The organism is Streptomyces soli (assembly GCF_003999195.1).
Classification (GTDB): Bacteria; Actinomycetota; Actinomycetes; order Streptomycetales; family Streptomycetaceae; genus Actinacidiphila; species Actinacidiphila soli.
The window spans coordinates 1-13738 of the sequence record NZ_RJVR01000042.1 but is presented as its reverse complement, the minus strand read 5'-3'; the positions used below and the strand labels follow the sequence as shown (position 1 = coordinate 13738).

General features: G+C 67.9%; 16 protein-coding genes and 1 riboswitch. Of the genes, 7 read left to right on the top strand and 9 right to left on the bottom strand.

All coding sequences use genetic code 11. From position 1 onward, the window contains the following. Nucleotides 1–539 (top strand): discoidin domain-containing protein (locus EFK10_RS02280; RefSeq protein ID WP_240676929.1); only part of this gene is annotated, 539 nt, incomplete at its 5' end. 96 nt (nt 540–635) lie between these two features. On the opposite strand, the gene EFK10_RS02275 is transcribed toward EFK10_RS02280, so the two are convergent. Beyond that, on the bottom strand, nt 636–839 hold the full coding sequence (locus tag EFK10_RS02275) for a cold-shock protein (protein WP_127354093.1): 204 nt from the start codon (nt 837–839) through the stop codon (nt 636–638). 342 nt (nt 840–1181) lie between these two features. On the opposite strand from EFK10_RS02275, the gene EFK10_RS02270 reads away from it, so the two are divergent. Then, nucleotides 1182–1616: a hypothetical protein gene (locus EFK10_RS02270; protein ID WP_127354092.1), complete on the top strand. Its 435-nt coding sequence runs from the start codon at nt 1182–1184 to the stop codon at nt 1614–1616. Between the two features lie 75 nt (nt 1617–1691). Here the strand turns inward: EFK10_RS02270 and EFK10_RS02265 are convergent, their stop codons facing one another. Then, nucleotides 1692–2393, bottom strand: a complete 702-nt coding sequence (locus tag EFK10_RS02265) for an SDR family oxidoreductase (RefSeq protein WP_127354091.1) — start codon at nt 2391–2393, stop codon at nt 1692–1694. A gap of 91 nt (nt 2394–2484) precedes the next feature. On the opposite strand from EFK10_RS02265, the gene EFK10_RS02260 reads away from it, so the two are divergent. The 3 genes from EFK10_RS02260 to EFK10_RS02250 all read left to right on the top strand — a co-directional run bounded on the left by EFK10_RS02260 (nt 2485) and on the right by EFK10_RS02250 (nt 4036). After that, nucleotides 2485–3084 (top strand): TetR/AcrR family transcriptional regulator, encoded by a 600-nt coding sequence (locus EFK10_RS02260; protein ID WP_127354090.1) that lies wholly within the window; start codon nt 2485–2487, stop codon nt 3082–3084. A gap of 67 nt (nt 3085–3151) precedes the next feature. Beyond that, nucleotides 3152–3544: a helix-turn-helix domain-containing protein gene (locus EFK10_RS02255; protein WP_206305275.1), complete on the top strand. Its 393-nt coding sequence runs from the start codon at nt 3152–3154 to the stop codon at nt 3542–3544. A gap of 81 nt (nt 3545–3625) precedes the next feature. After that, nucleotides 3626–4036: a VOC family protein gene (locus EFK10_RS02250; RefSeq protein WP_127354089.1), complete on the top strand. Its 411-nt coding sequence runs from the start codon at nt 3626–3628 to the stop codon at nt 4034–4036. A 196-nt stretch (nt 4037–4232) separates the two neighbouring features. Here EFK10_RS02250 and EFK10_RS02245 read toward each other — a convergent pair whose 3' ends face one another. After that, on the bottom strand, nt 4233–5069 hold the full coding sequence (locus EFK10_RS02245) for an alpha/beta fold hydrolase (protein ID WP_127354088.1): 837 nt from the start codon (nt 5067–5069) through the stop codon (nt 4233–4235). Nucleotides 5070–5187: 118 nt separating this feature from the next. Further along, nucleotides 5188–6396, bottom strand: a complete 1209-nt coding sequence (locus EFK10_RS02240; protein WP_127354087.1) for an RNA-guided endonuclease InsQ/TnpB family protein — start codon at nt 6394–6396, stop codon at nt 5188–5190. Nucleotides 6397–6548: 152 nt separating this feature from the next. Between EFK10_RS02240 and EFK10_RS02235 the strand changes: the two genes are divergently transcribed. Both EFK10_RS02235 and EFK10_RS02230 read left to right on the top strand, forming a co-directional pair. After that, a complete protein-coding gene (locus tag EFK10_RS02235; protein ID WP_127354086.1) occupies nt 6549–7025 on the top strand; it encodes a GNAT family N-acetyltransferase in 477 nt (158 codons plus the stop codon). Nucleotides 7026–7080: 55 nt separating this feature from the next. Further along, nucleotides 7081–7165, top strand: a riboswitch (ZMP/ZTP riboswitch). 34 nt (nt 7166–7199) lie between these two features. Further along, the gene (locus tag EFK10_RS02230; protein ID WP_127354085.1) at nt 7200–8357 is read left to right on the top strand and encodes a phosphoribosylaminoimidazolecarboxamide formyltransferase; all 1158 of its coding nucleotides are present in this window, start codon (nt 7200–7202) and stop codon (nt 8355–8357) included. A gap of 9 nt (nt 8358–8366) precedes the next feature. On the opposite strand, the gene EFK10_RS02225 is transcribed toward EFK10_RS02230, so the two are convergent. The 5 genes from EFK10_RS02225 to EFK10_RS02205 form a co-directional block, all read right to left on the bottom strand. Continuing rightward, nucleotides 8367–8942: an SRPBCC family protein gene (locus EFK10_RS02225; RefSeq protein ID WP_127354084.1), complete on the bottom strand. Its 576-nt coding sequence runs from the start codon at nt 8940–8942 to the stop codon at nt 8367–8369. Beyond that, on the bottom strand, nt 8939–9253 hold the full coding sequence (locus tag EFK10_RS02220) for an ArsR/SmtB family transcription factor (protein WP_127354083.1): 315 nt from the start codon (nt 9251–9253) through the stop codon (nt 8939–8941). The genes EFK10_RS02225 and EFK10_RS02220 overlap by 4 nt, the downstream gene beginning before the upstream one ends. A 51-nt stretch (nt 9254–9304) precedes the next feature. Next, nucleotides 9305–11527: an FUSC family protein gene (locus EFK10_RS02215; protein WP_240676928.1), complete on the bottom strand. Its 2223-nt coding sequence runs from the start codon at nt 11525–11527 to the stop codon at nt 9305–9307. 264 nt (nt 11528–11791) lie between these two features. Next, nucleotides 11792–12346 carry a TetR/AcrR family transcriptional regulator gene (locus EFK10_RS02210; RefSeq protein ID WP_127354081.1) on the bottom strand — a complete coding sequence of 185 codons (555 nt, stop codon included), beginning with the start codon at nt 12344–12346 and terminating at the stop codon, nt 11792–11794. A 551-nt stretch (nt 12347–12897) separates the two neighbouring features. Further along, on the bottom strand, nt 12898–13320 hold the full coding sequence (locus tag EFK10_RS02205) for a Rossmann-fold NAD(P)-binding domain-containing protein (protein WP_127354080.1): 423 nt from the start codon (nt 13318–13320) through the stop codon (nt 12898–12900). Nucleotides 13321–13738 lie beyond the last annotated feature (418 nt).

The following is a 13738-nucleotide window of genomic DNA, read 5'->3' as shown; positions in this document are numbered from 1 at the left end:
GCGGGAACTTCGTCGTCACCGACGGCGGCGGCAACTCCGGCATCAGCGGCACGCCGTACTGCGGCCCGTGGCCGACTCCGGTCTACCCGCCCTACCCGACCACCGGTACTGGCACCGGCAGCACCACCAACATCGCGGCCGGTCGCCCGGCGTCGGCGAGTTCGAGTAACGGCACATACATCGCCTCGAACCTCACCGATCCGGACACGTCGACGTACTGGGAGAGCACGAACGGTTCGTTCCCCCAGTGGGCCCAGGTCGACCTCGGCCAGAACTACAGCGCCGGCAAAGTCGTCCTCAAGCTCCCGGCCGCTTGGGGTGCTCGCACACAGACCCTGTCACTGCTGGGATCCACGGACGGCTCGAACTTCTCCACGATCAAGGCCTCGGCCGGCTACACCTTCGACCCGAACACCAGCAACACGGTGACCATCACCCTCACCGCCACCACCACGAGATACATACGGGCCAACATCACCGCCAACACGGGTTGGACCGCCGGCCAGCTGTCGGACTTCGAGGTGTTCCCCAGCAGCTGACGATTGCCGACCACGACCGAGGGGGCACGGACGGCGGATCACTCCGCCGTCCGTGCCCCCTCCCCTATCCGGCAGCGGGCGCAGCCGGGGCCGGGATTACAGCGGCCGGATGTGCTCGGCCTGCGGGCCCTTCTGGCCCTGGGTGACGTCGAACTCGACCTTCTGGCCTTCCTGCAGCTCGCGGAAGCCCTGGGCGTCGATATTGGAGTAGTGGGCAAAGACGTCGGCGCCGCCGCCGTCCTGCTGAATGAAGCCGAAACCCTTTTCGGCGTTGAACCACTTCACAGTGCCGGTAGCCATTGCTGTCTCCTTCAAGACGGCTCGGAACGGACCCGGGGATTCAGAGTCCGGAGGTGATCGCCTGGTCCGGAGACGCTGCAAAGCAAGCAAGATCACCCGCGATCGTGACCACGGGCGACCGGGTACTTCGGAACCACGACTGCTGAATTCGACGTTACACCGCCAATTCCGTGGAGGCGCGTCCAGCGCATCGCGGAGGCGCGGACGCCACCGTCCTGGCCTCCGGCTGGATCGGCCGATCGGCTACCGGGCCACCGGCCCACCAGCAGCGACTGCTCCCCGTTTGACATGCTTCGGACGGATGACAGGGTGGTGGTTGGGGGCAACGGTTGGGAGGTCGGCATGGCATTCCGTTCGGCATGGCGTTCCGCGGCGCGGCAGCTGCCACTCAGGCTCACGGCCGGCACGTTCATCCTCAATTCCGGACTGTCCAAACGTGGCGCGGACCAGGCCACTGCTGAGGGACTGCAGCAGTTCGCCACCACCACCTACCCGTTCCTGGGCAAGCTCGATGCCCAGAAGTTCGCCGGACTGCTGTCCAGCGGGGAGCTCGCTGTCGCCGCCACGCTGCTCGTGCCTGTCGTCCCTGCCGCCGTCGCCGGGGTCGCGCTGACAGCATTCTCTCTCGGCACCCTCGGGCTCTACCTGCGTACGCAGGGCATGCGCGAGGAAGGCAGCCTACGCCCCACTCAGCAGGGAATCCCGCTGGCCAAGGACGTCTGGCTGCTGGGCATCGGCCTGTCCCTCATCGCCGAGGACCTGACCGAACACCGCTGACGTCGGCCGCGACCCGCGGCCACTGCCCTCGGCCTTTCGGTCGCTGGAGCTGCGGAAATGAGGGCCAGGGGCCGCTCAGGCCCTGAGCTGCGGGTAGAGGTCGATGATATCGCCGGACAGGGCGGCCTTGGTCTGGCGGGAGGTCTCGTCGGCGAGCACTTCGAACGCGCCCTTCTCGATCCCGTCCAGCGCCTCCTTGGCGATGTCGGCCGGCTTCGACTTGGGCTGGGTAACCGCCGCGGTCATGTCGGTGTCGACGTATCCCATGTGCAGACCCGTCACGCCGATGCCGCGGTCCAGCAGCTCGAGCCGAATGGCATTCGTCTGCAGCCAGAAGGCGGCCTTGGTGGCGGAGTACGCGCCATGCCAGGCGACCCAGGAGAGCGCCGAGTGCGCGTTCAGGATGTGGCCGCCGCCGTTGCGCTCGATCACCGGGACGAAGGCCCGGGTCACATTCAGCGGGCCGAAGAAGTTGGTCTCGAAGACGTTCCGGATGTCCTCGATGGGTGCGTCCAGGTAGGTGTCCGGCGAGCTGCCGCCGGCGTTGTTGATCAGTACGGTGACGTCTGGCGCGGCCGCCACCAGCGCCTCGATCGAGGCCGGGTCGGTGACCTCCAGAGCCAGCGGTACGACGCGGGCGTCAGTGCTCGGCTGCGGGTTCCGCGCGGTGGCGTAGACCTTCTTCACGCCACGGGTGAGCAGGTCGTCCACGATTGCCTTGCCGATGCCGCGGTTGCCGCCGGTGACGAGTACGACGGCGCCTTCGAGAGTGGTCATAACGACTCCAGACAGAGTGGAAACTGATCTGTTTCCACCATCGTAAACCGATCGGTTTACGATGGCAAGCCGAGCCGGTACCCTCGTTGACATGACAACCTCGGCGACACCCCGCGAGCGGCTGCTGAACGCTGCGGGCGAACTCTTCTACCGCGATGGCCTGGGCATCGGCGTGGATGCGCTCTGCAAGGCCGCCGGGGTCTCGAAGAAGTCGATGTACCAGTTGTTCCGGTCCAAGGACGAGGTGATCGCGGAGAGCCTCGCCAGCCGGGGCCCGGCGTACCAGGCCGCCCTGCTGCCGGGCCCGGACGACGAGCGGTCGCCGCGCGAGCGCATCCTGACCGTCTTCGAGCGGCAGGACCAGTTGGCTGCCGAGGGCAACTTCCTCGGCTGCCCCTTCGTGAGTGCGGCGGTGGAGCTGAAGGACCCCGAGCATCCGGGCAGTGTGGTCGCGCGCCATTTCAAGCAGCACCTGACCGACTTCTTCCGGGCCGAACTCGTCGCCGCCGAGGCCGAGGATCCGGAGACCCTGGCCGTGCAGTTGACCCTCGTGTTCGATGGCGCGAGCGCCCGGGCCGTCATACGGGCCCAGGCACTCGCCGGCATCGGCACGGTCACAGCAGCGGCCCTGCTGGATGCTGCCGGGGTCAGGCAGACGGTGGGAGCCGGCCAGGCCGGCCAGGGGTCGTAGGTGACTCGCCGGACACCGCAGCTGTCACGGAAGGCGGGAAGGCGGACAACCGTGGTGTGATGGCGCCGTGAGCCGCGCCGCAGAAGAGACCAACCGCCGCATGCTTCGGGCACGGGATGCGATGGACCGCGCCTACGCGCAGCCGCTGGACGTCCCGGCCCTGGCCCGGATCGCCCATGTGTCGGAGGCGCACTTCACGCGCACCTTCCGGGCCACGTTCGGCGAGACGCCGCACCGCTACCTGCAGCGCCGCCGGGTCGAGCGTGCGATGTTCCTGCTGCGGGAGACCGACCGCAGTGTGACGGACATCTGCTTCCAAGTCGGTTTCGGCAGCCCGGGAACCTTCAGCCGCACGTTCCGCGACATCGTCGGCCGGTCACCGAGGACGTACCGCAAGGAAGCGGCGGCCACGGGCGTACCGACGTGCTTCACGATGGCATGGACGCGGCCGAGCGCCTGACCGTCCCCACTGCCCGTACCGTCCGTCGACTGAGCAGTTTTGGATAAGTTTTCGTCCGGCTTGCCCGGTAGCGTGATGCACATGTTCAACGCCATCACGCATTCGCAGATTTACGTCCTCGACCAGGACGAGGCCCTCGACTTCTACGTCGGCAAGCTTGACCTGGAGGTCAACGCCGACGTCGACATGGGCTTCATGCGCTGGCTGACCGTCAGCGTACCCGGTCACCCCGAGCGCCAGATCCTGTTGGAGAAGCCGGGCGCTCCGGCGATGTCCGAGGAGACGGCGCAGCAGGTCCGCGAGCTGGTGACCAAGGGGGCGATGGGTGGCCACCTCATCTTCAGCACGGACGACTGCCGCAAGACGTACGAGACGCTGCTGGGCCGGGGCGTCGAGTTCACCGAGGAACCCACCGATCGCCCGTACGGGACCGACTGCGGCCTCCGCGACCCCTTCGGCAACCACATCCGCTTCACCCAGCTGAAGGCCTAGGGCTGTCCGACGGGTTACGAGCGGAGCCAGAGCCGGTTCGCGGCACCGGTAACGGTGCCGCGAAAGACATAGACCCGCTTGTCGAAGCGGCCGCCTCGCCGCCCCCCGGCCCGGAGGCCGTCAGTTGCTGATCCGCCGCAACCGCAGTAGGGGACGACTCGGCGCCGCAGCCGTAAGGCGTGGGCCGGGCGGTCGCCTATCCCAGGAACGCCGCGGTGGTGGCCACGAACCGGTTGGGATCGTCGAGCCACGGGAAGTGTCCGGCTCCAGGCTGAGTGACGAGCTTGGCGTTCGGAAACAGCCCGGTGAACTCGGCCATCGTGGGAGGCGGAGAATTCAGATCGACCTCTCCGGCGAGCAGGAGCACCGGCGGCCGGAACCGGGCGAGCGCCGCACGGGTGGCGTCCGGATCGAATGCTCCTTCGGCGCCGAAGGCGATCGCCGCCTCCTTGTTCCTCTGCCCGCCCTCGGCAGCCTGATGGGCTTGAGCCGCCTCGTCCCAGCGACCGTAGGAGAACGGCGCGATGGCCTGCCAGCAGTCGTCCGTCGCCTTGCCGGTCACGATCGCTTCCAGGGCCGCGAACGCTCCGGCGAACCACGGCTCGTCCTGGCGGAGCTGTGCGGTCTCGCGCCGGACGTCTCCAGTGATCGTGATGCCGACGGCCATGACGCTCGGCGTGATCAGCGCGAGCTTGCTGACTCGTTCCGGGTGGCGGCCCGCATACAGCACCGCCAGATTCGCACCGCCGGAATGCGCGAGCAGGTCCATCCGTTCGAGGCCGAGGTGCTCGCGCAGGGCGTCCACGTCATCGACAAGGTGGTCGCAGCGGTAGGAGGCGGGGTCCTCCGGTGTGGCGGACTCGCCGGTTCCCCGGAGATCCAGCATGACCAACTGCCGGTGCGCGGCAAGGCCGCCGAGGTCACCCAGATACGCGGAAGCCTGCATTCCCCCAGGCAGGCAGACCACATGAGGGCCGTCTCCGAAGACGTGGTAGGCAAGCTTCGTTCCGTCATGCGCGGAGAAAGTAGGCATGGCCCAGACCCTGTCAGCGGCGTCCAGCGAGAGCAACTGGGTTCCCCGTCATGCTTGAATGCACATGAACGCTCACGATCGCTCGCCACTGGAGGGCTCTGTTGACATCTTCCCCCGCCTAATGGCGGGGGTTTCCAGCGGTCACCCGCTGGGCTTCCTGCTTCACCGACGACTGCCCCGTCCGGGAGGACTCCCGTTGAGGTCTTACACCGTCTCCACAGGCAGACACGGCCAGCCCGACCGCCTTGATGTTGCGCGCCGCGTTCACGTCGCGGTCATGGGTCATGCCGCAGTCGCACGTCCACTCACGGACGTTCAGCGGCAGCTTCTCGCGGATCGTGCCGCACGCCCCGCACAGCTTCGAGCTGGGGAACCACCGGTCGATCACCACCAGGTCGCGCCCGTACCAGGCGCACTTGTACTCCAGCATCGTCCGCAGGTCGCTCCACGCCGCGTCGGAGATGGCGCGGGCGAGCTTGTGGTTCTTGACCATGGTGCGGACGGTCAGGTCCTCGATCACGACCGTTTGGTTCTCACGGACGAGTCGAGTGGTCAGCTTGTGCAGGAAGTCCCGGCGCCGGTCAGCGATCCGCGCGTGGACCTTGGCGACCTTCCGGCGGGCCTTCTCCCGGTTCGCCGAGCCCTTCTCCTTGCGCGACAGCTCCCGCTGCGCCTTCGCGAGACGGGAGCGGTCGCGGCGCTCGTGACGCGGGTTGGTGATCTTCTCCCCGGTGGACAGGGTCATCAGGGAGGCGATGCCCGCGTCGATACCGACCGCCGCCGTGGTGGCCGGGGCCGGAGCGATGGTGTCGTCGCACAGCAGCGACACGAACCAGCGCCCTGCCGCGTCCTGGGACACGGTCACCGTGGACGGTGCCGCGTCTTCGGGGAGCGGACGGGACCACACGACGGCGAGGGGCTCGCGCATCTTGGCCAGCGTCAGCCGGCTGTCGCGGTAGCGGAACGCCGAGCTGGTGTACTCCGCCGACTTCCGCGACTTCTTCCGCGACTTGAACCGCGGGTACTTCGCCCGTCCCTCGAAGAAGCTGGTGAACGCGCCTTGCAGGTGCCGCAGACATTGCTGCAACGGGACCGAGGAGACCTCGGACAGGTAGGCGAGTTCCTCGGTCCTCTTCCAGGCGGTGAGCATCACCGAAGTGGCGTTGTAGTTGACCCTCTCCTGCCGCTGGTACCACGCGGTGGTACGGGCTTCGAGGGCCATGTTGTAGACCTTCCGCACGCAGCCGAACGTGCGCGACAGCTCGGCCGCCTGCGCATCGGTCGGATAGAAGCGGTACTTGAACGCCCGCTTCACGTGAGTGGCCATAACTCACAAACTACCACACCAGCTTGTGGCTCACGCCCATCGCCCGGGAACACGCCGATCCGCCCTGACGGCGAATCGGCTTCCCCTGCCCCGCTCCGCAGGAGTCCGATTCCTCCCCCGCCTAAACGCGGGGGTATCCACGGAGGACCCCGATGAACGTCACGCTGCGCGAAGTACAGGACGGCGATCTGCCGGTCTTCTACCACCAGTTGAATGACCCCGAGGGCATTCGGATGGCAGCGTTCACCGCCAAGGATCCCTCGGACCGCGACCATTTCGACGCCCACTGGGCACGGATCCGCCACGATCCGGCCGTCGTCGTGCGCACCGTCGTCGGTGAGAACGGTGAGATCGTCGGGCACGCTGCCGTGTTCGGCCCGCCCGAGAGCCGCGAGGTCACGTACTGGATCGGGCGGGAGCACTGGGGCCAAGGAGCGGCGACCGCCGCGCTGCGGGGGCTGCTCGGCGTCGTATCGGAGCGTCCGCTGCGGGGCCGTGCGGCCGCGGACAACGGCGGTTCCATCCGGGTCCTGGAGAAGTGCGGATTCGTGGTGACCGGCAACGAGCGGGGTTTCGCGAACGCGCGCGGCGAGGAGATCGACGAAGTGGTTCTCACCTTGGCCAACTGACCCGACGTCGGCGGCATGCCCGGCGGACCGAGCTGAAAGCCTCCCGGGTAGCATCGTGCCCGGCCGCGACTGGCGAGGGTGGACGACCACCGGGGAGCGGCTGTATTCCCGCGTGAGCGTCGACCGCCTGGGCGCCTGCGTCAGTGATGTCCAGCTGACTCAGGAGGCCACGACGTGGATCTGCGTTACGGAATCAACCCCCAGCAGCAGGCGGCCGCTGCCGAACCGGTGCGGCCTGGCCAGTGGCCCGTACGGCTGTTGCAGGGCAGCCCCTCCTACATCAACATGCTCGACGCACTCAACAGCTGGCAGCTCGTATCGGAGGCGAGCCGGGCCCTGAACCGGCCGGCCGCTGCCTCCTTCAAGCACGTCTCCCCCGCCGGAGCGGCGGTGGCCGGGCCCGTCGACGAGGTCACCGCCGACCTCTACGGCATCGACCGCGATCGTGTCGGCATGCTCACCAGCGCCTACCTGCGGGCCCGCGACGCTGACCCGAAGTCCTCCTACGGCGACTTCGCCGCTGTCTCCCACCCGGTCGACGCCGAGCTCGCCGAGCTGCTGACCCGCGTGGTCTGCGACGGCATCATCGCCCCCGGCTACGCCCCCGGCACGGTGGCGACGCTCAGCATGAAGAAGAACGGCCGCTTTCTGGTCATGGAAGCGGACAGGGCCTTCGTGCCACCACAGCGCGAGGCACGCGAGGTTGCCGGGCTGCGGCTGACCCAGCAGCGCGACCAGGCGGCACTCTCCACCGCGCTGCTGGACAACGTCGTATGCGGCACACTGCCGGCCACCGCAGCGCAGGACCTCCTGCTGGGCCTGGCCGTCCTGCGCTACACCCAGTCCAATTCCGTGTGCTACCTGCGCGGTGGGGCGACGCTGGGGATCGGCGCCGGCCAGCAGTCCCGCGTGGACTGCACCCGCCTGGCCGGCGCGAAGACCGACACCTGGTTGCTGCGACGCCACCCGGCAGTGCGGGCGCTCGCCTTCCAGCCGCACATCCGGCGCCAGGACCGGATCAACTGGCAGATCCGCTTCATCGAGGGCGACCTCACCCCGTACGAGCGCACCCGCTTGTCGGCAGCACTGTCTGAACCTGTCCCCGAGCTGACGGCCCACCAGCGCACGCAGTGGCTGGCGGGCCTGAGCGACGTCGCGTTCGTCTCGGACGGCGCCCTGCCCTTCCGCGACAACGTCGACCATGCCCACCGCCACGGCGTCGGCTACATCGCGGAGCCGGGCGGCTCTGTCCGGTCCCCGGAAGTCGAGGACGCCTGCCGCGAGCACCAGATCACCCTCGCCCGCACCGGCCTTCGGCTGTTCCACCACTGAGGTCGCCGATCAGGGCTCCTCGTCCTCGTCCCGCAGATGCTCGGGCATACCGGTATTGGGGATGCCGAACTTCTGCGCGTACTGGTCGTTGAGTTCCAACCAGCCGAAATCGACCGCTGCGGCGCCACGGATCGGCGGGATCGGATGCCCTTCGAGCAGCTTCTCGGCCACATCGAGGCAGAGGTGCCAGCCAGCCGCGACCTTCGGGATCCAGTCGCGGTCCTGGACCGTGTGCCGCAACGTCAACCGGCAACCGGCGTCGGTGGCAGCCAGTTCCCAGCGCAGCAGGTCGGTGCCGAGCGTGTACTCCAGCAGCGTCGGTGGCTCGGCGCGCACCACCACGGCCGCCATATCCTGGGGCTTCTCATCGTCGATCATCGTGAGCGTGACGTCGCCCGCCTCGGAGAGGTCGCGGTCGGCGGTGTATGGTGCCCACTTGGCAAGTTGCTCGGGCTCGGTCAGCGCGGCCCACACCTTCTCGGGCGGGTGGCGCAGCTCCCGGGTGAAGACCAGGGTCCAGCGGTCCTCCGTCGCCTCGCAGTCGACATCGGCCAGCGGGCTCGGGCGGTATGCGTCCGGGCTCATGACTCCTCCAGGTTGTCGAGGTGGCGCTCGAGAGCATCGAGATGCCGGTCCCACAGGGCGCGATACGGCTGAAGCCAGTCATCGAGTGCCTGGAAGGGACGTGCGTGTATGCGGTAGATGCGCCGCTGGGCCTCCGTGCGACAGGTGACGAACCCGGCTTCCCTCAGCACCTTCAGCTGCTTGGACACCGTGGGCTGGCTGACATCGAGCGCCTTGGCCAGCTCATTGACGCTGCTCTCGGCCTCCAGGAGCCGGTCGAGAATCCGGCGCCGGGTCGGCTCGGAAAGCACGGAGAATGTATCGACGGACACGCACCCTATATTCCATGCTCAGTATATGCCTGTCAAGGCATACACATCGGGTCAGGTCAGGCCGTGAAATCCGTGGCGTAGTCCGCGGCCCACTGGGCGAAGGTTCGGGCCGACGAGGCCGGCCTGCAACCTGCGGACGGCGTCGAGGTGGTCGCTGGTCCAGATCATGCGTACTGCGGTACCGGTGGCCTGTCCGTCCTCGCCGCGCAGATCATGCCGTACGGCTTGCAGCAGGCGGCCGTCCGCGTCCATGTCCTGGGTCAGGGGTGCCGGGACCGAGTCCAAGCCGTTCAGGCTGTTCGCGAGATCGTCGTACCAGCGTCTGATCGATTCGGTGCTGCGGAGCAGCTCGAGGCGGGCCGCGGCTCTGTCGCCGGCCGCGCAGCCGTCATCCCGTCCCCAGAGATCCAGCACTGCGTCGGCCGCGAGCCGCAGACCGGCTACGCCGGACACCAGCCTGGCGAGCTCGGCCAATTGAACGGGTTTGGCGCCTCGTTCAGCGAGATAGCCGCGGAATGTGTCGTCCATTCTGCGTGACGCTGCGGCCGCGCGTACCGCCTCTTGGGCCGGCCCAACCTGGTTCGGTGTGCTGGAGTCGCATCGGAGCATGCCGAATTCGACGGCGGCGGCCAGATAACTCGCGCTGTCAGCGTAGGCCTCGGCAAGCGATTTGTTGAGCGCTGCGGCGGCGCCGCGCGGCCAGAAGAGCACGCCCACCAGGAGGCTGACCGCGCAGCCGAGAGCGATGTCCTCTACCCGAAGCAGTCCGACGCGCCACCCAGTTGGCTGAATGATATTGAACAAGATCACCAGCACGAGGGTGAACGCAGCCTGCCCTGCGGCGAAGGAGATCACGGAAGGTACGACGCCGGCCAGCAGGGTCGCCAGTGGCAGCAGGAACCACAAAAGCGTGGTGTCACTCCCGATCGGCACCAGGAGCGCGGCCCCGACCGCGAAGCCGACGGCGGTGCCGCTCACCGCGCGCAGCACGTTCTGGCCGGTGTTCAGCGCGTTCGAGCGGAGGACGGAAAGGGTGCCGAGCACGACCCAGAAGGAGTGCTCGACGCCTGTTTGGGTGGCGACGAACACGGCCAGTGCCAACCCGACCGCGCCGCGGACGCTGTTGTGCAACCACAGCGAATGTCGTTCGACGTGGGCAGCCGCGCGCTCCTGGGCAGCTGACAACGTTCCCGGCAGCCCCGTGGGTTGGCGGCCCAGGATTCGCTGGATCCAACTGCGACGTTCGGCCGATGCCGCAAGGTCGATGTTGCTGCCGATCAAGGACACGACGAAGCTCAACTCCTGCGCACGAAAGCTCGGATCCAAGGAGCCGATGAACTCCCTGATCCGTTCGTCGGCCATGACCTCGTTTTCTCCCGGCCGCTCTCGTCGGATCGGAAGCTCGCTCGTCGCGTTGTGCTCCAGGACGGCCTGGGTGTTACGCAGCTCCGTCAGCGCGGATCGCAGCGACTCGGGATTCGTACGGGGCGTCTCCAGCAGCTCCGCACCCCGCTCGAGCACGGCGGCCGCGGCGACTTTCACCGCACAGGGAGCGCGATTCACCGCGCCGACCCGAGGTTTCCGGGACTGGGTGAGGATGGAATGCAGCCAGTTCAGCTCGTCAACCAGGCGGACCACCGCCCGGGCGGTGGTGCTCAGATCAGTTGGGCGATAGGGCGTGGCGAGAAAGAGTTGATGCAGTTCGGCCACCGCGGAATCTGCGGCGACAGTGACCTGCTCGCATTCCGCTGCCGTTCGGGCGTCCTCACCGTCGAGCAGCCGCGCGACCTCCAGGCGCAGTCGTGCGGCCAGCGCCCGGCACGTGGCTGTGGCCATGACGCGAAGCTGATCCTCGGCCGGCGCCGGCCATAGCAGGGCCACCGCCGCCAGCCCTGCGACAGAGGCCATTGCCCAGCCCGCCAGCCGATCCGGGATCGCCGAGGGTGCCCCGGACAGCGACACCGGCAGAATGAACGCCAGCAACAGCGATGTAGTGGCCCCGGCCAACGTCGAGCTGACGACGCCGACGAACAGCACCCCGAACGCGACCACGCCCATCGCCACGGCCGCCAGCCAAGGATTGCGCGAGGCCAGTGTTCCGACGCACACGAACACCGTACCTACGACCGCCAGCGAGGCCTGCGCCTGCAACCGGTCGATCATGGGGCCGCCAAAATCGACGAACATCAGCATCGCGAACGAGCCGAACGCGGCGAACGTCGCCACCTCCGGGCTTCCGATAGCCTTGTCCCCGAGGGCGAACAGGGCGGGCATGACGACAGCCGTCCGGGCCGCTCGGCGCAAGGCGAGCAGCCCCCGGTCGCGTGTACGCAATCGTCGCAACGGATAGGCCAGTCGCTGTCGCGTTTTGGTGAATCGCGTCAAAGTCATGCGGTGCGGCATCCCCTAACGGCCGGCGACGACAGCAGGCGGAACGACAAATCCCTGACCCGGCCAATTCAACCTCCACCGATCGAGTGGACAGGCGTCTCTCGTGCCGCGAGTTTGACCTGAGAGTCCAGGCGGAGCCGGGCGCGGTCAGACGTCGGCGGGTTCGGATTCCAGGGCTTTCTGCAGGCGTTTGAGGTCGCCGACGATGTCGGTGGAGGGGTCGCGGAGCCACTGGTTCTGCAGACCCTCGGCGGCGGCGAGCAGGGCGCGGGCCTGCCATTCGTGGCCCGGGCCGAGGACGTTCTCGATGAGGCCGAGGATGGCGCGGGTGCGCAGCCGCATGAAGGTGTGCGCGGGGTGATCCGGGTTCGCCGCGGCCGCGGTCATGTCGACGAAGAGCTTGATGAGGCCCGGCGTCCGTGTGGTGTGGGCGAGCAACTCCCACATGCCGTCGAGGGTGGACAGGTCGTAGGTGGCAAGGTCATGTTCGTCGCGGGCCACCAGGATCTCGACCAGCAGGTGGTCCTTGCTGCCGAAGTAGTGCAGGACGCCGGCTTCGGTGAGTCCCACGGCTTCGGCGATGGACTTCAGCGAGGGCCCCTGCCGCCCGGACGTGTGATACGCGTCCAGCGCGACCTTGAGGATCTCCGCGCGGCGCGCGACTCCCTTGGAGTACGGACCGCGTCGCGGGTTGGTGACCATGCCCCGAATCTAACGCTCCTCCCCGACCGAGGACGCATCGGAGCACGAAAACCTAGCGTTCCTCGGTTTTGCGTTCCGCCTGCCGTGGCGGGGCCACGGCCGAAGCTCCCCGGGATGGGCCTCTGGGCCGTCTGGGGCCGCTCCTGCTGGTGTGCCAGGCCGCGTGGGCGCTGCCGTCCACGGCCGCGGGCACGCTCGTCCAAGCACCACTCGCGGATCAGCGGTCGTCGACAAAGGTCGCCTCGTACGCACTCGTCACGGCGATGGGTGCGGCGGCTGCCCCGCATCCTGTGGCGGAGCCCCCTTGTCCATCATCAAGGAGTACATCGAGCTGCAGAAACGTCCGCTATGAAGCGCATGTCAGAGCAGACCCGAGAAGCGATTCCGCTCAGGCGTGAACGCCCGAGGTTCCTCGCTGAGGCTTCCAGTCGTCTCCGGAAGCCGTGGGGATCTGGACTGTGGTGCGGGAAGGGATGATGTGGTCGTGGTTCGTCATGGCGGGCCCAGTGACGGAGGGCACGGTGTGCGCGGCCCGGCAGGGGTCGCAGCTGTCAGGCCAGCTGGTCGAGCAGTTCCTGACGGTGTGCGGTGGCCCACGAGGCCAGATGGATGGGTTCTCGGCCGAGTAGGCCCTGGACTGTGCTGGTGGTGACCGCGGAGTAGTCCATGCGGCCCTCGTAGGTTTGTCGCGCCCAGATCAGCGTGCTGGCCGCGTACGCGGCGTCCATGTTGGCAGGCGCGGTGTTCAGCCCCGCATCGATCATGCGCTGCAGATTGTCCGGGGTCAGGACCAGCGCGGGGATCTCCCGCCCGAGGGCGGCGGAAAGGACCTCGGCCACCTCGGCGCCGTTGAGGAGATCGGCGGACAGGTAGTACTCCTTGCCCGCGTGCGTCTCGGGGCCTTCGGCCAGGACCCTGGCCACGACCGCCGCGATGTCATCGCCGGCGATCCAGCCGACCTGCTTGTCGCCCATCGGCCACACCGACCGGTCCCCGACGCGGCCGCCATCCGGACCCGCGCCCACCAGGCCGCAAACGACCTGCTGGCCCTCGTCGAAGCCGGACGGCTGTGAGCCGAGAACGAATGTGATTGCCCGGCTGAGGCACCACAGTCAGGGTCACCGAGCCCCTGTCGCCATGGCGGGCCGACTACTGGCCGCGGCCTGAAAGAGGCATCGAATCGGCGCCCTCGATTATCACGGCGTGATAGTCGAGGGCGCCGAATGCTCACGGCGATGTACGTGGCGTGCTCGTCCAAGTCCCCGGCGCGGTCAGCGCGCCGTGGACCTCGGGCGTCGGGTCAGACACCCCATGTCGTTGGGTGTCAAGCGGCATGGGGTTGGGCGTGGTGCGACCAGGCGGTCGCTTCGTCGTAAGTGGTGTGGGTTTTGA